Origin of the sequence: Nocardioides sp. YIM 152588 (assembly GCF_040191335.1) — a bacterium.
Lineage (GTDB): Bacteria > Actinomycetota > Actinomycetes > Propionibacteriales > Nocardioidaceae > Nocardioides.
On the sequence record NZ_JBEGDJ010000004.1, the window covers coordinates 125441 to 145817 of the forward strand.

A 20377-nucleotide genomic window follows, 5' to 3' on the forward strand; every position below is an offset into this window, starting at 1 on the left:
CGGGGCACCGTAGGCATGGAGTACGCCGCCCGCGACCGCGCCGCGGCGCCGACCACCCGAGGGGAGCTGACCGGTGGAGCTGTTCGTCGTCTTCGCGGTGACCCTGATGATCGCCGTGCTCTTCTCCGGCAAGGCGCACCGGTCGATCCTCTCGACGGCCGTGGTGTTCCTGGCCGCCGGCTTCCTGGTCGGCGAGGGCGGGTTCGGCTGGGTGGACATCAGCCCCACCGACCCGCTGGTGATCGACCTGGCCGAGGTGGCCCTGTTCGCGGTGCTGTTCACCGACGGCATGCACGCGACGCGGTCGCGGCTGGCGAACGTGTGGCACCTCCCCGGGCGGGCGCTGACCATCGGCCTGCCGCTGACCTTCGCACTCGGCGCCCTCGCCGCGCACTGGCTGGTCGGGCTGGGCTGGGTGGAGGCGATGCTGCTCTCCGCGGTCCTGGCGCCGACCGACCCCGTGTTCGCCGAGGCGATCGTGGGACGCAAGGAGATCCCCGCCCGGCTGCGGACGCTGCTCAACGTCGAGTCGGGGCTCAACGACGGCCTGGCGCTGCCGGTCGTGATCGTGCTGATCGCCCTCGCCGAGCACGACAGCCCGCACCTGGCCGTGATCCTCGGTGAGATCGCCCTGGGCGTGCTGTTCGGGTTCGTGATCCCGTGGCTGCTGCTGAAGCTGGAGGCCTCACGCTGGTTCAGCGCGCACGGTCGCTACGAGCCGCTCAACGTCTTCGCGATCGGGCTGGTGCTGTACGCCGCGTGCGAGGTCACGCACGCCAACGCGTTCCTGGCCGCGTTCACCGCCGGCGCCACCGTGGCCGCCGTGGCACCCGGGGTGCAGCGCTCCTTCGAGCAGTTCGGCGAGCTGGTCGCCGAGCTCGTCAAGCTGGCCGCGATCCTCGTCTTCGGTGCGCTGCTGTCGGTGTCGTTGTTCACCGGGATCGGCGCGGCCGGCTGGGCGCTGGTGGTCGTGCTGCTGCTCGTGGTGCGGCCGGTCTCGCTCGGACTGGCGCTCCCGGGCAAGCTCAGCACCCGCGAGTTCATCGCGGCGGCCTGGTTCGGCCCGAAGGGGTTCGCGTCGGTCACCTACGGCCTGCTGGTGCTCACCTCGACCTCGCCGCACGCGGAGGAGATCTTCGAGCTCGTGGCGGCGACGATTGCGGTCTCGATCGTCGCGCACTCCTCGACCGACGTGGTGATCGCCCGGTGGTTCGCCGAGCGTGGCCCTGGCAACGGATCGGGCGACGGGTCGGGCGGCGGCCCGGACCCCGGAGACGACGGCGTCCAGGACACCCCCGGCCCGTTGCTGGCCGGGGGCGCCCTGGACGACTCGTCCTAGCGGCGCGGCTCGCTCAGAGGAAGCGACCGCAGTACGGCCACGGGGAGCGGCCGCGGGAGGCGTACAGCTTCTTGGCGCGGAAGGTCTGCTCGGCCGGCGAGGCCAGGTGCGGCATGCCGGCGCCGCCGACGCTGCGCCAGGTCGCGACGTTGAACTGGTAGAGGCCGTAGTAGCCCGCCGGGTTCACCGCGCGCGGGTTGCCGCCGGACTCGCAGCGGGCCAGGGCGGCCCAGTTGAGGCCCGCGGTGCCCGGGACGCCGGTCTGCGCCTTGCCGACCAGGACCACGCGCGGCTTCGGCTTGCGGATCCAGCTCTTGCGGACCGTGCGGTCCACCCGGTTGCCGTTGCGCAGGTCGATGCGCACCCGGACCTTCCGGACGCCGTCGCGGCCGCGCTGGGCGAGCTTGCGCTTGCCGGGCGCGAGGGACGTGACGGCGCGCTGGTGGGTGGCGCGGTCGACCTTGACCCGGTGGATCCGGATCCGGTGCCCGACGCGGACCACCCGGACCTTGTCGCCGTCGCGGAGCACGCGGCGGTCGTGGTCGGTCACCTTCTTGCCGTTGCGGACGACGAGGACCTCGTCGTCGCGGTCGACCTTGACGCCCTCCCGGGTGAGCAGGCCCTTCGGCCGCGAGGCCTCGGTCCGCACCCGGCGTACGTCCCTGTTGCCGACCTTGAGCCGGACCCGGGTGGTCGCCGGGACGACGGGCTCGGCGGCCGGGTCGGTCGGGTCGGTCGTCGGGTCGGTCGTCGGGTCGGCGGTCGGCTCGGTGGTCGACTCGGCGGCGGCCGGGGAGGTCCCGGTGTCGGCCTGCGCGGCGCTGACGCCGACGCCCACGACGAGCGCGCCCGCCACGATTGCACTGGCGCCGCCTCGCACGGCGCGGGTGATGGTACGCATGGGCATGCGTCTCCCCTCACTCGAAGGATGTCCGGGCAGCACTCACCGCCGGGGGTGACTCGGGACGCCCGAGGCCGGTGGGGTGCGCACCCGGCACCTCGCCTCGCGGCTCGCGTCACGCTCCTCGCCCAACCGGCCCCGTCGGTGGGACCACCGCCATCGGGGCCACCACCGTGGGGGCCACCGCGAGCCGGCGGCGGGACGAGCCACCGGCTATGCCCGGTGGATCACGTACGCGGCCTCGACCATAAGCGAGCCCGTTACCACTTCGAAATCAGCCGTACGGTCAAAATCGGGGAAATCGCGGCGTTCGGCTGCGAAATCCCAGGCCACGGAGGCCGGATCCTGTGAGAAAGGCCACAGTTTTGTCCCGGAGGAAGGGTCGCAACCGGGGCGCTGACGCCCGCGGTCACGGCTACCGTTCCACCCTCACGAGCCCGGCCGACCGGCTGCCGGGCCCTCATGGGGGTGAGGCACGTGGAGACGTCCATCGACGGCACGGAGGGAGCCGGTCGCAAGCCACGCCGCCGGGCGCTGCTGGTCGGCCTCGCGCTGGCGGTCGCGATCGGCGTGCTCGGCAGCGGGTACACGCTGCTCCGACGGTCCCCGAACGGCCCGCTGGACACGCACACCGGCGCCGGCGGCATCTCCATCTACGGACCGGAGCGGGCGCGCTACCGCGCGACCTTCGGCTCGATCATCCCCTGCGTGGAGAAGGGCGGGTCGATCGAGATCACCGACGTCACCTACGACTACTCGGTCCCGGCCAGGAGGACCGAGCTGTGGGTGCGCACGTTCGACGTTCCGGCGCAGAACCCGAAGCGGGCCATCAACAGCGGCGTCCTCACCAACCCGCTCGGCTCCCCGCCGCGGTTCGACGAGCCCTACGCCGACGGCCCGTACCCCGGCACCTTCACCAGGGCCGAGCTCCCCCTGACGATCACCGACACCTGCGAGGAGCTCGACGCACTCCATGACCAGATGGCGGAGGGACGGGCCGCCGGGCCGTTCACTGAGCTCCTGGTCTCGATGAAGGTCGACGGTGGCGCGTCGCTGGAGTCCGTCAGGTTCGACTACGAGGCCGGCCTGCGGAAGTACTACCTGGTGACCGCCTGGCAGTACGTCGCGTGCGGCGACCGCATCCAGGACCACGACGGCTGCCGAGGACGCCGACAGCGGTCGCCCTGAGCCCTCGACGAGGCTCGGCCTCGAAGGTCCGGCGGCCGACCGGCCCGATCGGCGTACCGTCGACCTCATGACGACACGGAGGCCCGGGCCGCTGGGGGGCGGGCCCGAGCCTCCGCGCTCGGGGTGCCCACGGTCCGGATCGGGTCCCGGATGTGGGCTCGGGACGGTCGGCGCCCGGGTCAGCTACGGGATGCTGGGACTGCATCGGGGATTGCTGAGGACACCGACCGCGAGCAAGGTTGTCGCACAAACATGAGGGACTCAAGGGGCTGGAGAGGCACTTAGGTGACATGGCATGTTCGTGCCAGCTCATCGACGTACCCGACACCGGGAGGAACACGGTGGACCTGGACATCCTCGGCCTGACGGCCGACGAGAGCGACGCCTACCGGGCGCTGACGGCGGCCGCGGAGATGGACCCCGCGACGCTCGCCCACGCCCTCGGCACCACCACCGCCGCCGCCACGACGGTGCTCACGCAGCTCGAGGGACAGGGCCTGGCGGCACGGCGCGTGGACGACGCCGACTCGTTCGTGGCGGCCCGGCCCTCGGTGGCGCTGGGGAGCCTCCTCGCGCAGCGGCAGGTCGCGCTCAAGGAGGCGGAGGCGGCCGTGGCGCGGCTCGAGGACGGGTTCAACGCTGTCCGGCACGGGCAGAGCCCGGTGGAGATCATCGACGTCGTACTCGGGCACCAGGCGCTCGCCGCGCGCCTGGAGCAGATCCAGTCGACGGCACGGCACGAGGTCCTCTCACTGGTGAAGGCGCCGGTCGCGGTCGTCGGCAGCCTGGAGAACACCGCGGAGGACCGTGCGGTGGCCCGCGGCGTGCAGTACCGGGCCGTGCTGGAGCGCTCGATGCTCGCCGAGGAGCCCCACCTGTACGACGAGATCCGCCGTGTCCAGGCCTTCGGCGAGGAGATCCGGCTCGCGCCGTCGGTGCCGATGAAGTTGTTCGTCATCGACCGGGAGGTCGCCCTGGTCCCGCTCGCGCTCGGCGACTCGCCCGTCGAGGGCGCCCTCCTGGTCCGCAAGAGCGGGCTGCTCGAGGCCCTGGTCGCGCTGTGGCAGTTCGTCTGGAACGCCGCCTTCCCCGTCGCACCGACCGCCGCGGGCGACCGCGACGTCGACGCGCTCCCCGCCGCCGAGGACCTGCAGGTCCTGACGCTCCAGCTCGCCGGGCTCACCGACCAGCAGGTGGCGAAGGACCTGAGGGTCTCCGTCCGGACCGTCCAGCGTCGGTTGCGGGGCCTGATGGAGGTCGCCGGCGTGGAGACGCGCCTCCAGCTCGGGGTGGTCGCGGCGGAGCGGGGCTGGGTCAGCCGCGCGGAACGGAGCTGAGCCGGGGCCGAGTCGCCGGGGCCGTGCCCTTGGTCCCGACAGCACGGTCGGACGCCCCTGTCGGGCGGCGCCGAGACGGCGTAGTGGTCGTCGTATGAGGTACCCGGGTCGTAGCGGGATCCGTGCGGCGACCGCGGTGCTCGGCATCGCGACCGCGCTCGCCGCCGTGCTCCCCCAGGCGACGGCGCAGCGCGACGTCGCGCACATCGACCCGGCCGCGCTGAGCCGAGGCGCCGACCCGGACGTGCCCCACCTCGTGCGCGACACCATCCGGGACGGCGACCTCCGCATCAAGGCCACCACGCGCGGCCGCCACCACGCCCTGTGGGTGGTCGCCGGCGGCTACCTGGTCCGGGACTACAACGTCGGCCCCGAGCGCCGCACCGTCCTCACCTTCGTCGACCCCGACGGGAACCGGCGCCGGGTGGCGCGGTCGCGGGGCTGGATCGAGGCGCAGGTCTCGCCGGGCGGGCGGCGGTTGGCGGTCCAGACCTGGCGCCGCCCGCTCGAGCAGCGCTCCGTCATCACCGTCACCCGGCCACGGTCCGGTCGGGTCGTCGCGCGGACCGAGCTGCGGCTCGCCACCCTGGCGGCGGTGACCCACTCCCGGGTCCTGCTCGGCCGGCGGGCCCACTGGCACGACCCGGCCACCCAGTGGTGGAACTACGAGCGGGGCACGCTCCGCCGGATCCACGGGCAGGCCGCGCTGGGCGCCGACACCCGCCAGGACACGGTCGTCTTCTCGGCCCCCGCGCGCGGCGAGTTCTGCAACCGGGTGGCGGTCCTCTCCCACCCGAGGCGGACCCTGTGGCGCAGCTGCCGGGTAGCACCGCACCGGTGGTCCGCCGACGGCGAGCACGTCCTGACGACCCGGGCCTACTTCGACGCCGCCGGCACCGACCGGTGGTGGGTGGCCGACGGCCGGACCGCGAAGCGACAGGCCCGGGTCGCCGGCCGCCTCGACTGGCACGCGGTCTGGGAGGACGACGCCCACTTCCTGACCCTGGCGCAGAGCGACGCCGGTCGCGCGGCGATCCTGCGCTGCGACCTCGCGGGGGCCTGCGAGCGGGCGAGCAGGATCTGGCGGGTGCCGCTGCCGTCCGAGCCCTCGCTCTACTACGCGCCACCACCCGTGGTGCTGGTCGACCGATGAGATGAAGGAGGAGCCATGTTCTCGATCCGTCCCGCGGTCGTCGCCGGCATGGCCGGGCTGCTGCTCGGCGCGCCCGCCGCGACCGCCGCCCTGGCCACCCTCGACGGTACGCCGGGGGACGACCTGATCCGCGGCACGAGTGCCGGCGACCGGATCCGCGCGCTCGCCGGCGACGACGTGGTCGACTCCCTCCGGGGCGCCGACCGGGTGCGAGGCGGGCCCGGCGACGACACCCTGTTCCTCGGCCCGAACCCGCTGCTCGAGGGCCCCCGCGGGGACATCGGGTTCGGCGGCGCCGGCGACGACCTGGTCTCCGGCGGACCGGGGTTCGACGTCCTCGTCGGCGGTCCCGGCGACGACACGCTGGTCGGCGGGCCGGGCACCAACACCTACGAGGACCGGGCGGGCCGCGACGTCGTCCTCGGCGGGCCCGGCGGTGACGTCGTCTACCTCGGGAACGGCGCCGACACCCTGCGGCTGGGCGCCGGCTCCGACACCGTGTTCGTGGGCGTGGACGGCAAGCGCGACGTCATCTGGTGCGGGCCCGGCCGCGACCGCGTCTACCGGGGCGCCGCCCGCGACCCCCGCGACCGGTTCTTCGGCTGCGAGAGGTTCTCGGCCGGCCCGTAGCGCCGGCCGCCCACCCGGGACTCCCGGAGCGCTCGGGCGTGTTCACGGGTTCCGCGCACCGGGCGCCTGTGCCACGATCCTGGCTGAGGGCAGGAGGCGCAGGTGACGTCAACGGAGATGGACCGGCCGGCACGGACCAGCCGCTACGTGTACGCCGTAGGGCTGGTCCTCCTGCTGTGCGGCCTGCTGTTCGGCTACGACCAGGGCGTGATCTCCGGGGCGCTGGGCGGGATCAAGGAGGACTTCGACCCGAGCACGCTGGTCATCGAGATCATCACCAGCTGGGTCACCCTCGGCGCGATGATCGGCGCCCTGGTCGCCGGCGTCATCGCCGATCGGCTCGGCCGCCGGTGGGCCCTGATGCTCGCCGCGGCGATCTTCGTGATCGGCACCCTGCTGGAGGCGCTCGCGCCCGGGACCGTCGTACTGACCATCGGCCGCCTGGTGCTCGGCGCCGGCGTCGGCATCGCGTCGGTCGCCGGTCCGCTGTACGGGTCCGAGAACGCCGCCGCCCGGGACCGCGGCCGGATGGTCTCGCTCTACCAGATGGCCGTGACGGTCGGCATCTTCCTCGCCTACTGGGCCAACTACCTGCTCATCGAGAGCTCGACGTGGCGGGTGATGCTGGCCATCGCCGCCCTGCCCGCGGTGCTGCTGGTGCTGGCGATCGTGCCCCTTCGCGACTCGGCGACCTGGTACGTGAAGGTCGGCCGGATCGCCGAGGCCGAGGACGTCCTGCGCCGGGCGGAGCCCGAGGTCGATGCCGGGACCCGCGTCCGCGAGATCTCCGAGGCGCTCGCGGCCGACGAGCAGGCCGACTGGGGCGAGGTCTTCTCGGCGCGGTGGCGCAAGCCGCTCGTCGTGGCCGCCGGCCTGGCCGTGCTCCAGCAGCTCAGCGGCATCAACGCGATCATCTACTACGCCAACGTCATCTTCGCCGCCGCCGGCTTCGACTCCCCCACCCAGCAGAGCCTGGCCACGCTGTGGGCGGTCGGCGGCGTTAACGTGGTCGCCACCCTCGTCGCGGTCTTCTGGGTCGACCGATTCGGCCGCAAGCCGCTGCTCACGATCGGCTCCTGGGGCATGCTGCTGAGCCTGCTGCTGGTCGCCGGCGCCTTCTTCCGCCTCGACAAGGTCACCGCCTCCGACGCCGCCACCGGTCAGCCGGGCAACGCCGGCCACCTCGCGCTGGTGGGCATGGTCGTCTTCATCGCCAGCTTCGCCTTCTCGCTCGGCCCGATCGTGTGGACGGTGATCAACGAGGTCTTCCCGGCCCAGGTGCGCGGCAAGGGCGTCGCGACCGCGACCGCCCTCAACTGGATGGCGGCCTGGCTGGTCACGCAGTTCTTCCTGAGCGTCGTGGAGTTCACCAGCACCTCGACCGCGTTCCTCATGTTCGCCGGCTTCTGCGGCGTCACGCTGTGGTTCAACGCCCGCTTCATCCCGGAGACGAAGGGGCGGACCCTGGAAGAGGTGCAGCGGATGTGGGAGGACCCCGAGGAGCTGGCGCGGGCGATCCGCAATCGCGACTGAGTCGTTCGGGGCCCCGGCAGCCCGCTGAGGGGTGGGTCGTGTGCCCAGCACCCCGCTATTCCGATGGGTCAGGCACACGACCCGGTCCCGGTCCGGCGTCAACTCCCGCCAGCCGACCGCCGCCACGATCGACGCCGGCCCCGTCGAGCGGTCGAGCGGTCGAGCGGTCGAGCGGGCCAGCGGTCGAGCGGTCGAGCGGGCCGGCACCGGAAAGCGGAAGGCCCGGTCCCGCCGAAGCGGGACCGGGCCTTCCAGGTGCTCGGATCAGCTGCAGCCGCTGGTGCTGCCGCAGCCCTCGCAGACGTAGCAGGAGCCGGCGGGGCGCATCTTGGTGCCGCAGGTCATGCAGAGCGGGGAGTCGACGGCGTGGCCGCTGATCTTCTCCAGGAGCTCGGCGGTGGTACGGGCGACCTGCGGGGCGTCGGCGAGGGGGTCCTCGTCGTCGTCGTCGGAGACGATCTCGACCGTCACCGGGGCGACCGTGGCCTTGGGCGCCTTCGGGGTGGCCTCGACGAGCTCGGCGGCGGAGCCGGTCTCCTCGACAGGCTCGTAGGAGCCGGTCTCGAGGTGGCGCTGGCGCTCCTCGGCCGAGTAGATGCCGAGGGCGGCACGCTCGTCGAAGGGCAGGTAGTCCAGCGCCAGGCGGCGGAAGACGTAGTCCATGATCGACTGCGCCATGCGGACGTCCGGGTCGTCGGTCAGGCCGGCCGGCTCGAACCGCAGGTTGGTGAACTTGGCGACGTAGGTCTCCAGCGGGACGCCGTACTGCAGGCCGATGCTGACCGCGATCGAGAAGGCGTCCATCACGCCGGCCAGGGTCGAGCCCTGCTTGCCGAGCTTGAGGAAGATCTCGCCGAGGCTGCTGTCGTCGTGGGCGCCGGAGATCATGTAGCCCTCGGCACCGGCGACGGTGAACGAGGTGGTCCGGGCCTGGCGCGACTTCGGCAGGCGCTTGCGGGTCGGGGCGTAGACGACCTTCTCCACGACCTTCTCGACGACGGCCTCGCCGGCCGCGGCCTTGTCGGCGGCGTCCTTCTTGGCCTTGCCGCCTCCGTCGGCCAGCGGCTGGCCGACCTTGCAGTTGTCGCGGTAGATCGCGGTGGCCTTGAGGCCGAGCTTCCACGACTCCAGGTAGACGTGCTCGATCTCCTCCACCGTCGCCGACTCCGGCAGGTTCACCGTCTTGGAGATGGCACCGGAGAGGAACGGCTGGCAGGCGGCCATCATCTTCACGTGGCCCATGGGCTTGAGCGACCGCTCGCCCATCGCGGTGTCGAAGACCTCGTAGTGCTCGGTCTTGAGGCCGGGCGCGTCCACCACGTGGCCGTGCTCGGCGATGTAGTCGACGATCGCCTCGACCTGCTCGGTCTGGTAGCCGAGCTTGGCCAGCGCCCGCGGGATGGTCTGGTTGACGATCTGCAGCGAGCCGCCGCCGACGAGCTTCTTGAACTTCACCAGCGAGAAGTCGGGCTCGATGCCGGTGGTGTCGCAGTCCATCATGAAGCCGATGGTGCCGGTCGGCGCGAGCACCGACGCCTGGGCGTTGCGGAAGCCGTTGCTCTTGCCGAGCTCGACGACCTTGCCCCACTCCTCGGTGGCCAGCTTGTGCACCTGCGCGTCGGCGACGTGCAGCGGGCGCACCGCGTCGTTGGCCGCCTGGTGCTTGCGCATCACGCGCTGGTGGGCCTCGGCGTTGCGGGCGTAGCCGTTGTAGGGGCCGACGATCGAGGCGAGCTCGGAGGAGCGGCGGTACGACGTGCCGGTCATCAGCGAGGTGATGGTGGCCGCCATCGTGCGACCGCCCTCGGAGTCGTAGCCGAGGCCCATCGCCATCAGCAGGGCGCCGAGGTTGGCGTAGCCGATGCCGAGCTGGCGGTAGTTGCGGGTGGTCTCGCCGATCGGCTCGGTCGGGAAGTCCGCGAAGCAGATCGAGATGTCCATCGCGGTGATGATCAGCTCGACGGCCTTCGCGAACAGCGGGGCGTCGAAGGTGTCGTCGTCCTTCAGGAACTTGAGCAGGTTCAGCGACGCCAGGTTGCACGAGGAGTTGTCGAGCGACATGTACTCCGAGCACGGGTTGGATGCGGTGATCCGGCCGGTCTCGGGGTTGGTGTGCCAGGCGTTGATCGTGTCGTCGTACTGCAGGCCCGGGTCGGCGCACTCCCACGCGGCCTGGCTGATCTTCTTGAACAGGTCGCGGGCGTCGACGCGCTCGATGATCTCGCCGGTGGTGCGCGAGCGGAGACCGAAGTCGGTGCCCTCCTCGACGGCGCGCATGAACTCGTCGCTGACGCGGACGGAGTTGTTGGCGTTCTGGTACTGGACCGAGGTGATGTCGGCGCCGCCCAGGTCCATGTCGAAGCCGGCGTCGCGCAGGGCGCGGATCTTGTCCTCCTCGCGCGCCTTGGTCGCCACGAACTCCTCGATGTCGGGGTGGTCGACGTCGAGCACGACCATCTTCGCCGCGCGCCGCGTGGCGCCGCCGGACTTGATGGTGCCGGCCGAGGCGTCGGCACCGCGCATGAAGGAGACCGGGCCGGACGCCGTACCGCCGGAGGTCAGCAGCTCCTTGGAGGAGCGGATGCGGGAGAGGTTCAGGCCGGCGCCGGAGCCGCCCTTGAAGATGAAGCCCTCCTCCTTGTACCAGTTCAGGATCGAGTCCATCGAGTCGTCGACCGAGAGGATGAAGCAGGCGCTGACCTGCTGCGGCGACTGGGTGCCGACGTTGAACCAGACCGGGGAGTTGAACGAGAAGTACTGGTGGACCAGCAGCCAGGTGAGCTCGTGCTCGAAGACCTCAGCGTCGGCCTCGGTCTCGAAGTAACCGTGCTCGAGGCCCGCCTTGGTGTAGGTCTTGACGACCCGGTCGACCAGGTCGCGCAGGCTGCGCTCGCGGGCGGGGGTGCCGACGGCGCCACGGAAGTACTTGGTGGTGACGATCGTCGAGGCGTTGACCGACCAGAAGTCGGGGAACTCCACGCCGAGCTGCTCGAAGACGGTCTCGCCGGTCTTCCAGTTGGTCTGGACGACGTCGCGCCGCTCCCAGGTGATCTCGTCGTACGGGTGCACGCCCTCGGTGCTGAAGACCCGCTCGATCTTCAGGCCCTTGGTCGCGCCGGTCTCCGCGGCGCTGTTCACCGTCTCGGTCATGTTCCTTCGCTCTCCCCTGGTTGTGTGCGACTGGCGCTTGGACTGTCGGTGCCGCATGCGTCCCCGTGAATCAGTGTTGCGGTGGGCTCCGACAGAGACGTCGGAGCGCGAGATTGGTTACCCGGCAGGCAGCTTCCCCACTACCTGCCGGGCAGTCTGTGGTCAGCCCGGAGGGGCTGGTTGAAGGGCGCGCTCGGCGCGCAGCAGGGCGATCTCCGACTCGAAGTCGTCGGCGGAGTCGAAGCCCCGGTAGACGCTGGCGAAGCGCAGGTAGGCGACCTCGTCGAGGGCGCGCAGCGGCGCGAGGATCGCGAGGCCCACCTCGTGGGCGGCGATCTCGGGGCTGCCGGCGAGGCGCAGGTGGTGCTCGACCTCCTGGCCGAGCCGGGCCAGAGCGTCCTCGGAGACCGGGCGGCCCTTGCAGGCCTTGCGGACGCCGGAGACGGCCTTGTCGCGGTTGAACGGCTCGGAGGCCCCGGAGCGCTTGAGCACGGTCAGCTGCATCGCCTCGACCGTGGTGAACCGCTTCTCGCAGTCCTGGCACATCCGCCGGCGACGGATCGAGCCGCCGTCCTCGGCCACGCGGGAGTCGAGGACCTTGGTGTCGCAGTGCTTGCAGTACGGACAGTGCATGGTTCCTCCTCCCCTTGCCTGTGGATATCGACGGCCTTCTTGTGGACATCTCGTGGCGACCTGTGCACCCTCCACGCCCGGTCTGTGAACTAGATGTGGAGAACTACAGCGGTGTAACTACTAGATGTAGTGGCAACCGTACGCCGGTGGCACTAGGCGTGCAAGGTTTCGGCATCGCCAGGATTCGGTACGGCGTCCGGGGGCCACGTTTGCGCAGGTCACAACGCATTCCGGGCGCGACACGCGGAAGGCGGCCGAGCCGCCGACGTCCTGAAACAATCCGCGCCGCGACCCGGATCCCCGGGGCCAAGGTCCCGAGTCGCGCGGACCGGTCGGCCGACCGTGGGCCGCGGGTCGGCGATGGCCGGCGAACAGCCATCGGGAACAATGGCGGACGTGGGAGGAAAGCGGGCGGGGGCGCGGCAGAAGCGAGGCGTGCGCCCTGTCCACCTCGCCCTCGCGGCCGGCATCACCCTCAGCGTCGTCGCCTGGGGCTACCTCGTCTACGCCGCGATCGACTTCGGCGCCACCGCGCGCCAGGAGGGCGACGGCGCGGCCTGGGCCTTCCTCGTCCTGGCCTCCGTCGGCGCGATGGCCTGCCTCTTCCTCGGCTTCATGCTGATCGTCCGCCTCTCCCGCGAGCTCGGGATCACGCACTCGCCCGAGCCACGCCCGAAGCGGGATCCCGACGCCCCCAAGGGCGGGCGCCGCGCCTCGCGCTGACCGGCACCCGGTAGCGCCTCAGGCCCCGCCCGGGCCCCTTTCTTTCGGGTTCTTTTCCCTGAGGTGACGTTCGTGACCCGGCCGGGTCCGGCGCGGTTGAGGGTCGCGGCGGGTAGCCGTGCCCGCCGCAGCACCCATCACCTCTAGGGGGGACTCCCATGAAGAAGACCACGCTCGCCACCGGCCTGTCGCTCGTCGGCGCCGGGATCGCGCTCACCATGGTCGGAGGCGCCGGCGGCGCCGTCCTGGCCGGCCAGGTCGAGGCGCCGGTGGCCTCCGACACCCTCGAGGCCGTCGGCCTCACCTACGACATCACCAACCCCTTCGCGAACCTCAGCGAGAAGGCCATCCAGTCGCTGCGCGACGCGCTCGACATCAAGGACGGCGAGGACGGCGCCCCGGGCCCGGCGGGACCGCAGGGACCCCAGGGCGAGAAGGGCGACCCCGGCGACCCCGCATCGGCCGGCATCGCGCACTGGTCGGCGGCCACCACCGTCCCCGCCGCCAACAAGCCGTTCACCCAGGCCGACCCGACCGACCCGACCTACCTGCCGGGCTACGTCGAGGTCGTCGCGACCTGCCCCGGCGACAAGCTGGCGGTCGGCGGCGGCTACTCGACCGGTCAGTACAAGGGCGGCGTCGTCGCCACGCTGAACAAGAACACCGCGGACGCCCCGGGCACGGCCGGGTACGCCAAGGGCTGGATCGTCGGGTTCACCAACCACCTCGACAAGCCCGTGAACAACGTCCGCACCTACGTCGTCTGCATCGACGCCGTGGAGGACGAGCCGACGAGCTGATCGGCTCGGCGCCGCCCGACCGGGCGCGCCACCGGTACGTCGTACCGCAGCCCCGCCGGGCACCTCCCCGGCGGGGCTGCGGCCTTCTGACGGCCGGAGCGCGCCACCGACCCCCAGGAATCGGGACTAAGTCCCGGTCGCGATCGCGTGACCCCGCCCGGGGACGGGCGTTGGTCTAGACAGGAAGGTCGGGGTGCTCGGGGGCACCGGCCGCCCGGCGTCCGGGGGAGGGTTTCCGACGCCGGCCGGGACCGCGGACAGCCGTGCCCGCGGGACCAGACACACCGACACTGGGGGGAACCAGTCATGAAGAAGCTCAACCGCACCGCCGTCCTGACCGTCACCGGCAGCGCCGTCCTGCTCGCCACGCTCAGCGGCGTCGGCGGCGCCGTCGCCGCCAACCAGATCGGCTCGCGCGACATCGCCAACGGCTCGATCCGCTCGATCGACATCAAGGACTCCACCATCAAGCCGCAGGACCTCGCCAAGAGCACCCTGACGTCCCTCCAGGCCGAGGCCGCCCCCGGCGCCCCCGGCGAGAAGGGCGAGAAGGGCGACGACGGCGAGATCGGCCCGCAGGGCGAGACCGGCCCCCGCGGCCCCAAGGGCGACGACGGCGCGACCGGGCCGGCCGGCCCGCAGGGCGCCCAGGGCGACCCGGCCAGCGACGTCAAGGGCGGCCTGGCGGCATACGAGGCCTCCGGGCTGACGACCGTGACCAAGGTCGGCGGCTCGTTCGGCAAGTTCACCGAGTCGGTCAACGCCACGCTGGTCGACACCGTCGGCCTCGACGCCGGCACCTACGCGCTGACCGCCGACGGGTTCTTCATCACCAACCAGTCCACCGCCGGCAAGGTGCGGATGCAGCTCGCCCTCCGCGTCGACGACGGCTCCAGCTGGGGCCAGGACTTCGGCACCTGCTTCACGGGGACCGTGTCCACGCTCGCCAACCGCGAGGCGACCTGCTCCACCACCCGCGTCGTCGAGGTCACCGAGCCGACGACCGTCCAGGTCCTCGCCTTCGGCTACCAGGACGACCAGGGCGCCAGCGAGTCCGGCAAGGTCAGCGTCGCCTCCTACGTCACCGCGCTCCGCGTCGGCTGACCGCTCCGCACACCGGCACCGCACACCGACACCACACCGCGGGCAGCCGTGCCCGCGGCCACGTCAGATCACCACTGGGGGGAACCAGTCATGAAGAAGCTCAACCGCACCGCCGTCCTGACCGTCACCGGCAGCGCCGTCCTGCTCGCCACGCTCAGCGGCGTCGGCGGCGCCGTCGCCGCCAACCAGATCGGCTCGCGCGACATCGCCAACGGCTCGATCCGCTCGATCGACATCAAGGACTCCACCATCAAGCCGCAGGACCTCGCCAAGAGCACCCTGACGTCGCTCCAGGCCGAGGCCGCCCCCGGCGCCCCCGGCGAGAAGGGCGAGAAGGGCGACGCCGGCGAGACCGGCCCGCAGGGCGAGACCGGCCCCCGCGGCCCCAAGGGCGACGACAACCTCGTCGACGCCTATTACTCGGTGGCGTACTACGACGTGGGCAACACCAACGCCGGCGCCATCGCCACCGTCGCCTGCCAGGAGCAGACCGACGTCGCGATCTCCGGCGGCGTCCAGGTGACCGGGATCGAGGCCGGCGCGAACAGCCGCAACACCCCCGTCTCCTCGTCCTTCCCGGGCCGCATGGACTGGAGCACCAACACGCCGAAGGCCGACCGCCTCGACGGGTGGATCGTCCAGTTCGGTGGCAACGCGCAGACCTCCGGCAGCAGCGACAAGTCGCCGGAGAAGGTCAAGGTCTGGGCGCTGTGCGTCCCCGGCGCGGAGATCCCGGTCGTCGAGACCTACCGCCAGTCGTCCTGACCCGTTCCCACGGACCGCATCGCGGCCCCGGCAGGCCTCGTGCCTGCCGGGGCCGCGGCGATTTCCACAGGTCCTTCCATTGGCCCGCGCCGGCGCCCGGGGTCACGCCATACTTCCCGCACGCTCCCTCCGACCTGGCTAGTCCCCAGGAGGACCTGTGCCCAGACGACCCACGACCGCGGCACTCGTCGCCGCCGCGACACTCCTGGTCGGCGCCTGCGCCGCCGAGGCCGACCCCGCGCCCACACCACCGTCCGCGAGCGCGGCGCCGCCACCCAGCACGGCGACCCCCGACCCCGGCCCCGTCGAGCCCACGCTGCCCGCCGCCGCGACGCGGAACGGGAAGGCCGGGGCCGAGGCGTTCGTCGAGTACTACTGGGAGGTCGTCAGCTACGCACAAGCGAGCGGCGACACGACTCGCCTGGAGGATCTGCACGCGGAGGCGTGTTCGCTCTGCACTGGCGCGGTCCAGTGGATCGACCGCATCTACGGAAGCGGCGGACACATCAACGGCGGCAAGCACACCGTTCTGACGGCCTCAGCCACACCAAGCCCGAGCGGGAGCGGCAGGTGGGTGGTAGCGAGCGAGATCCACGCCACCGCGACACGGGTCGCCGGCGCACCAGGTCGGAACGGTCGGTACGACAAGGCCGACATGGCCGTCACCCAGATCCTGGAACATACGGGCACGTCCTGGCGTGTCCATTCCTGGAGCAATCGATGAGTAGGACACTGGCGCGATTGGGCTTGGTCGCCGCCACGGGAAGTCTCTCGCTCGTCATTGCCACCGCGCCCGCGACCGCCGACGTCGACGGTGGGACCGACAACAGTGGAATCACCATCGGCGCCAGTGAAGAGATACCGGACGATTCCGCACCGCCGGAATCCGACAATACAACCGGCGCGACAGCGCCGATCTACCACGAGTACAACGCGTGCGCCCTCGAGAGCGCGGCGCTCTGCTACGAACCCGCCGTATGCCCGGATGGACAGAACGAGGTCGCGTTCTGGTACACCGATCCCGAGACGGGGAACATCCTGTCCGAGGGGACCTACTGCCCCGGCGAGGACGAGGCCGCCGAGCCAGCCACCATCACCCTCGGCATGGTCCTCGAAGCCTTCCGCCGCATCCCGCTCCACGCCGCCGAGCTCGCGATCGAACCACCCGACGGCCGGACCCTGGTCAACTTCGAGACCAACTTCTACTCCCCCGCCGCACCCCTGGAGCGCACCGTCGTCATCCTCGGCCAACGCGTGGACCTGCACATCACCATCGCCACGTACCACTGGGACTTCGGTGACGGCACCACCCGCGACACCACCACCGCCGGCGCCCCCTACCCCGCGCTCGCCCTGACCCACAACTACCGGCACACCGGCCGGTACCACCCCCGCCTCGACGCCACCTACACCGCCGACTACCGCGTCAACGGCGGCCCCTGGCAACCCGTCGACGGCACCGTCACCATCTCCGGTGCCCCCACCACACTCACCGCCGTCGAAGCCCACCCCACCCTCGTCGGCTACGGCGACTGACAGCGCCGGCGGGGCCGCCATACGGAAATGGCGCGAGGGGCGGGATCTCTGCAGAGATCCCGCCCCTCGTCTTCCCCTGGGCCTGAGGGGCCCCGTCCGCCGGGGTCGAGGCGACGGACGTGTCGGTGGGCGCGCCGTGCGGCGCGCGGGTCAGGCGGTCGGAACCCGGAGGTCCTGGCCGGCGTAGACCGAGCTGGTGTCCAGCGAGTTGAGCTCCTGGATCCGGCGGATCATCGCCCGCACGTCGGACGTACCGGTCTCCGCGGCGGCGTCGCTCGCGATGTCCCACAGGGTGTCGCCCGGAACCACCGTCACCACCTCGACCGGCGCGGCGCCCTTCTCCTCGGACGCCAGCGAGCCGGAGGCCAGCAGGATGCCGAGGCCGAAGGCCACCAGCAGTCCGAGCACGAACACCACGACGCGGCCGCGCCGGGTCAGGCGCACGCCGGATCGGTCAGCCTTGCCGCGGGAGCGGGCGACCGTGCGGGCGGGACGGGCGGTGCTGATGCTGCTGACGGTGGTGCTCATCGTGACCTCCGGGGGAAGTGGCTCCGTCGTTCGGAGCCTCGGGGCTGTCGGGTGCGAATCAGACTCTGCTCGGACCCTCCGACAGATCCGTTGCGTCTCTGCCGGCGGTCCGTCGATCATCTGTTCGATCGAACACGTGTACGAGGTTAGAGCAGGTGTTCGAACAGGTCAAGGACCTGTTCGAATGCGTGTTCGATTGTTCGAGTACGCCAGGGACCCCCGAAACGCGACACGCGACTTCGAACACGTGTTTGATCGACGGCGCCGCTCGCGCTACCGTCAGGGAACCAGCACGACTTGGCACGACTTGGCACGACTTCGCACGACATGGCACGACACGGAGCAGGACGCCCACGACGTACGGCACCGCGCAGCACTGCCAGCGCAGGCCAGCAGGTTCCGAGGAGGACCCGATGACCGACAAGAGAACGGGCGGCAGGGGCGCGGTCCGCGAGTTCCCGGACGGCCCACCCGACGCCACCGGCCTCACCCCACGGCAGCAGCGGATCCTCGCCACCATCAAGGACTCCATCGAGCAGCGCGGCTACCCGCCGAGCATGCGCGAGATCGGCTCGTCGGTGGGCCTGACCAGCACCTCCAGCGTCGCCCACCAGCTGCGCGTGCTGGAGGAGAAGGGCTACCTCAAGCGCGACCCCAACCGCCCCCGCGCGATCGAGGTCTTCCTCCCGGAGGTGATGGCCGCGCGCCGCTCCATCTCCAGCACCGAGGGGAGCCCGGTGGACGAGACCGGGATCGGCGACGTCGCCCCGACCGCGACGAACGTGCCCGTGGTCGGCCGCATCGCGGCCGGCGGCCCGATCCTCGCCGAGGAGCGGGTCGAGGACGTCTTCCCGCTCCCCCGTCAGCTCGTCGGCGACGGCCAGCTGTTCCTGCTCGAGGTCAGCGGTGAGTCGATGATCGAGGCCGCGATCTGCAACGGCGACTACGTCGTCATCCGGCAGCAGAGCACCGCCGAGAACGGCGAGATCGTCGCCGCCATGATCGACGGCGAGGCCACGGTCAAGACGTTCCAGCGCAAGGACGGCAAGGTCTGGCTGCTGCCGCACAACCCCGCGTTCGAGCCGATCGACGGCACCGACGCGACGATCCTCGGCAAGGTCACCGCGGTCCTCCGACGCGTCTGACCCCTCGGCCCCACAGCACGCCCGGACGGCACCGCCCTCCCCACGACACCCCGAGAACCGGGGCGGGGATGGCGGTGCCGTTGCTCGTCACCCGGGGTCGAGGCATAGGGTCGAGCCCGTCCATCCGCTCCCCCCTTCGAAATGCGAGCACCCGCGTGCGCCTCCGACGAACCGCCCTCGGCGGACTGATCCTCGCCCTCAGCGGGACCCTGGCCTTCGCCCCGGTCGGCCCCGCAGCGACGGCGGATCCCACCGCACCGGTCGCGCCGACCCTGCCCGAGCAGGCCGCGGAGCAGGCGCAGGAGCACGCCCTGGAGGCGCTCGAGACCGTGCAGGAGATCCTGGACGGCGACGGCGAGGGGCCCGAGGACGAGCCGGCCGAGCTCACGATCGCGCTGCACGACCTGGCCGCCCAGGCCGCCGCGCTGCCGGCCGCCGAACGCGAGCAGGCGCAACGCCTGCTCGCCCGGCCCACCGACACCACCGGGCCCGCGACGTGCGACCACGAGTACGCCTGCTACGACGCCTCCGCCACGCAGTACTACGAGTGCAGCGACCAGGTCTGCGTGCACTGGGTCACCACCACGGCGGACAGGGTGCCGGCCGAGGACGACGGCCCGGGCGGCAACTTCTCGGGCGAGGTCAACGGCATCCCCGACTACGTCGACACGGTGCTGCGCGAGATGGACCACGTGGCGGGCGCCTACACCGGCGCCGGCTACCGGCCGGTGCTCAGCGACGACGGGCGCGGCGCGGACGGCATGACCGCCACCGAGGCCGACCTGCCCGACATCTACCTCGCTCAGCTGGTGTCCGCCACCCTGGCGCTGTACGGCTACTGCACCACCGACGACCCCGACGTGATCGACGGCGACCCCTACGGCGACCTGCACCTGCGCACGTGGGCCTACTGCGTCCTCGACAACAACTACACCGACGCCATCTTCAACCGTCGTACGCCGCTGGAGAACCTCCAGGTGACCGCCGCCCACGAGTACTTCCACGCGGTCCAGTACGGCTACGACGTCGACGAGGACTCCTGGATCCTGGAGGCGACCGCCACCTGGGCCGAGGACCAGCTCTACGACGACGTCAACGACAACATCGCCTACCTGCCGTACGGGCCGATCCGGCACCCCCAGACCCCGCTGGACACCTTCAACGGCTCCTACGCGTACGGGGCCTGGATCTTCTTCCAGTACCTCACGGACCGGTTCCCCGCCCAGCACGGAGGCATGCCCGTCCTGCTCCGCGAGCTCTGGGAGTCCATGGCGCACAGCGGTGCCGGCGCGAAGTCGCGCTACTCGGTCCAGGCGATCCGCAAGGCCCTGGAGGCCCGCGGCACCGACATGACCGAGGTGTTCACCGACTTCGTGGTCGCCAACCGGCGCGCCCGCGCCAGCTACAGCGACGAGGGGGCGCAGAAGTACTACCCGGTGGCACCGCTGTACAAGCGCATCAAGCCGACCGCGGCCCACCCGAAGAGCGCGACCACCTTCAAGCTCAACCACCTCGCCGCCCGGACCCTGCGGTTCAAGCCCGCCTCGAAGGGACAGCGCCGGCTCAAGCTCGTCGTCAAGGGCAACCCGCCCGCGATCGGCGGCTCCGCGGCGGTCGTCATCAAGCGCGCGGGCAAGTCTCCCCAGCGGGTGCGGCTGACCCTCAACTCCGAGGGCCGCCGGGTGAAGCGGCTCCCCTTCACCAAGGGCGAGGTGAAGTGGATCGAGGTCAGCATGGTGAACGCCAGCACCCGCTACTGGTGCGACCTCGGGCGCGGCTGGAACTACACGTGCCAGGGCAAGCCCCGCGACAACAAGGCGCCGCAGAAGGTGCGCGCCACGCTGATCCGCTGAGGGTCCGGGCGGGTGGTTTCGAGGCTCGCTCCGCTCGCACCTCAACCACCGGCAGCGCT

Annotated in this window: 18 protein-coding genes; 14 read left to right on the forward strand and 4 right to left on the reverse strand. The window is 71.6% G+C overall.

Annotated features, from left to right (window positions below; all coding sequences use genetic code 11):
* The first annotated feature begins 73 nt into the window (after positions 1 to 73).
* On the forward strand, positions 74 to 1339 hold the full coding sequence (locus tag ABLM29_RS04130) for a cation:proton antiporter (protein ID WP_349712575.1): 1266 nt from the start codon (positions 74 to 76) through the stop codon (positions 1337 to 1339).
* A gap of 13 nt (positions 1340 to 1352) precedes the next feature.
* On the opposite strand, the gene ABLM29_RS04135 is transcribed toward ABLM29_RS04130, so the two are convergent.
* Complete coding sequence (locus tag ABLM29_RS04135; protein ID WP_349712576.1) at positions 1353 to 2246, reverse strand: resuscitation-promoting factor; 894 nt, start codon at positions 2244 to 2246, stop codon at positions 1353 to 1355.
* A 471-nt stretch (positions 2247 to 2717) separates the two neighbouring features.
* On the opposite strand from ABLM29_RS04135, the gene ABLM29_RS04140 reads away from it, so the two are divergent.
* From ABLM29_RS04140 to ABLM29_RS04160, 5 genes are all read left to right on the forward strand, one after another.
* Positions 2718 to 3428 carry a hypothetical protein gene (locus tag ABLM29_RS04140; protein ID WP_349712578.1) on the forward strand — a complete coding sequence of 237 codons (711 nt, stop codon included), beginning with the start codon at positions 2718 to 2720 and terminating at the stop codon, positions 3426 to 3428.
* 290 nt (positions 3429 to 3718) lie between these two features.
* Positions 3719 to 4765, forward strand: coding sequence for a hypothetical protein (locus tag ABLM29_RS04145; protein ID WP_349712579.1), 1047 nt, complete (start codon positions 3719 to 3721; stop codon positions 4763 to 4765).
* A 94-nt stretch (positions 4766 to 4859) separates the two neighbouring features.
* Entirely contained in the window at positions 4860 to 5918 is a 1059-nt protein-coding gene (locus tag ABLM29_RS04150) for a hypothetical protein (protein ID WP_349712580.1), read from the forward strand.
* A gap of 15 nt (positions 5919 to 5933) precedes the next feature.
* Complete coding sequence (locus tag ABLM29_RS04155; RefSeq protein WP_349712581.1) at positions 5934 to 6548, forward strand: calcium-binding protein; 615 nt, start codon at positions 5934 to 5936, stop codon at positions 6546 to 6548.
* Positions 6549 to 6650: 102 nt separating this feature from the next.
* Positions 6651 to 8081 carry a sugar porter family MFS transporter gene (locus ABLM29_RS04160; protein WP_349712582.1) on the forward strand — a complete coding sequence of 477 codons (1431 nt, stop codon included), beginning with the start codon at positions 6651 to 6653 and terminating at the stop codon, positions 8079 to 8081.
* A gap of 264 nt (positions 8082 to 8345) precedes the next feature.
* On the opposite strand, the gene ABLM29_RS04165 is transcribed toward ABLM29_RS04160, so the two are convergent.
* Together ABLM29_RS04165 and nrdR are read right to left on the reverse strand one after the other, a co-directional pair.
* On the reverse strand, positions 8346 to 11231 hold the full coding sequence (locus ABLM29_RS04165; protein WP_349712583.1) for a vitamin B12-dependent ribonucleotide reductase: 2886 nt from the start codon (positions 11229 to 11231) through the stop codon (positions 8346 to 8348).
* Between the two features lie 162 nt (positions 11232 to 11393).
* Positions 11394 to 11864 (reverse strand): transcriptional regulator NrdR, encoded by a 471-nt coding sequence (gene nrdR / locus ABLM29_RS04170; protein ID WP_349712584.1) that lies wholly within the window; start codon positions 11862 to 11864, stop codon positions 11394 to 11396.
* Positions 11865 to 12299: 435 nt separating this feature from the next.
* Between nrdR and ABLM29_RS04175 the strand changes: the two genes are divergently transcribed.
* The 6 genes from ABLM29_RS04175 (at position 12300) to ABLM29_RS04200 (ending at position 16792) form a co-directional block, all read left to right on the forward strand.
* Positions 12300 to 12587: a hypothetical protein gene (locus ABLM29_RS04175; protein ID WP_349712585.1), complete on the forward strand. Its 288-nt coding sequence runs from the start codon at positions 12300 to 12302 to the stop codon at positions 12585 to 12587.
* 158 nt (positions 12588 to 12745) lie between these two features.
* Positions 12746 to 13387 carry a hypothetical protein gene (locus ABLM29_RS04180; RefSeq protein ID WP_349712586.1) on the forward strand — a complete coding sequence of 214 codons (642 nt, stop codon included), beginning with the start codon at positions 12746 to 12748 and terminating at the stop codon, positions 13385 to 13387.
* Positions 13388 to 13693: 306 nt separating this feature from the next.
* Positions 13694 to 14491 carry a collagen-like triple helix repeat-containing protein gene (locus ABLM29_RS04185; protein WP_349712587.1) on the forward strand — a complete coding sequence of 266 codons (798 nt, stop codon included), beginning with the start codon at positions 13694 to 13696 and terminating at the stop codon, positions 14489 to 14491.
* Between the two features lie 90 nt (positions 14492 to 14581).
* Positions 14582 to 15256: a collagen-like triple helix repeat-containing protein gene (locus ABLM29_RS04190; protein ID WP_349712588.1), complete on the forward strand. Its 675-nt coding sequence runs from the start codon at positions 14582 to 14584 to the stop codon at positions 15254 to 15256.
* 157 nt (positions 15257 to 15413) lie between these two features.
* Positions 15414 to 15980: a DUF6318 family protein gene (locus ABLM29_RS04195; RefSeq protein WP_349712589.1), complete on the forward strand. Its 567-nt coding sequence runs from the start codon at positions 15414 to 15416 to the stop codon at positions 15978 to 15980.
* Complete coding sequence (locus ABLM29_RS04200; protein ID WP_349712590.1) at positions 15977 to 16792, forward strand: PKD domain-containing protein; 816 nt, start codon at positions 15977 to 15979, stop codon at positions 16790 to 16792. The genes ABLM29_RS04195 and ABLM29_RS04200 overlap by 4 nt, the downstream gene beginning before the upstream one ends.
* Positions 16793 to 16942: 150 nt before the next feature.
* On the opposite strand, the gene ABLM29_RS04205 is transcribed toward ABLM29_RS04200, so the two are convergent.
* Positions 16943 to 17320, reverse strand: coding sequence for a LysM peptidoglycan-binding domain-containing protein (locus ABLM29_RS04205; RefSeq protein ID WP_349712591.1), 378 nt, complete (start codon positions 17318 to 17320; stop codon positions 16943 to 16945).
* 413 nt (positions 17321 to 17733) lie between these two features.
* Between ABLM29_RS04205 and lexA the strand changes: the two genes are divergently transcribed.
* Both lexA and ABLM29_RS04215 read left to right on the forward strand, forming a co-directional pair.
* Positions 17734 to 18465, forward strand: coding sequence for a transcriptional repressor LexA (gene lexA / locus ABLM29_RS04210; protein WP_349712592.1), 732 nt, complete (start codon positions 17734 to 17736; stop codon positions 18463 to 18465).
* Between the two features lie 155 nt (positions 18466 to 18620).
* Entirely contained in the window at positions 18621 to 20318 is a 1698-nt protein-coding gene (locus ABLM29_RS04215) for an MXAN_6640 family putative metalloprotease (protein WP_349712593.1), read from the forward strand.
* Positions 20319 to 20377: the final 59 nt, after the last annotated feature.

Coding starts and splice junctions, on each gene's coding strand:
- ABLM29_RS04200 (WP_349712590.1), top strand. CDS start 15,977: ATGAGTAGGACACTGGCGCGATTGGGCTTGGTCGCCGCCACGGGAAGT.
- ABLM29_RS04180 (WP_349712586.1), top strand. CDS start 12,746: ATGAAGAAGACCACGCTCGCCACCGGCCTGTCGCTCGTCGGCGCCGGG.
- ABLM29_RS04135 (WP_349712576.1), bottom strand. CDS start 2,246: ATGCCCATGCGTACCATCACCCGCGCCGTGCGAGGCGGCGCCAGTGCA.
- ABLM29_RS04190 (WP_349712588.1), top strand. CDS start 14,582: ATGAAGAAGCTCAACCGCACCGCCGTCCTGACCGTCACCGGCAGCGCC.
- ABLM29_RS04165 (WP_349712583.1), bottom strand. CDS start 11,231: ATGACCGAGACGGTGAACAGCGCCGCGGAGACCGGCGCGACCAAGGGC.
- ABLM29_RS04185 (WP_349712587.1), top strand. CDS start 13,694: ATGAAGAAGCTCAACCGCACCGCCGTCCTGACCGTCACCGGCAGCGCC.
- ABLM29_RS04205 (WP_349712591.1), bottom strand. CDS start 17,320: ATGAGCACCACCGTCAGCAGCATCAGCACCGCCCGTCCCGCCCGCACG.
- nrdR (WP_349712584.1), bottom strand. CDS start 11,864: ATGCACTGTCCGTACTGCAAGCACTGCGACACCAAGGTCCTCGACTCC.
- ABLM29_RS04150 (WP_349712580.1), top strand. CDS start 4,860: ATGAGGTACCCGGGTCGTAGCGGGATCCGTGCGGCGACCGCGGTGCTC.
- lexA (WP_349712592.1), top strand. CDS start 17,734: ATGACCGACAAGAGAACGGGCGGCAGGGGCGCGGTCCGCGAGTTCCCG.
- ABLM29_RS04145 (WP_349712579.1), top strand. CDS start 3,719: ATGGCATGTTCGTGCCAGCTCATCGACGTACCCGACACCGGGAGGAAC.
- ABLM29_RS04155 (WP_349712581.1), top strand. CDS start 5,934: ATGTTCTCGATCCGTCCCGCGGTCGTCGCCGGCATGGCCGGGCTGCTG.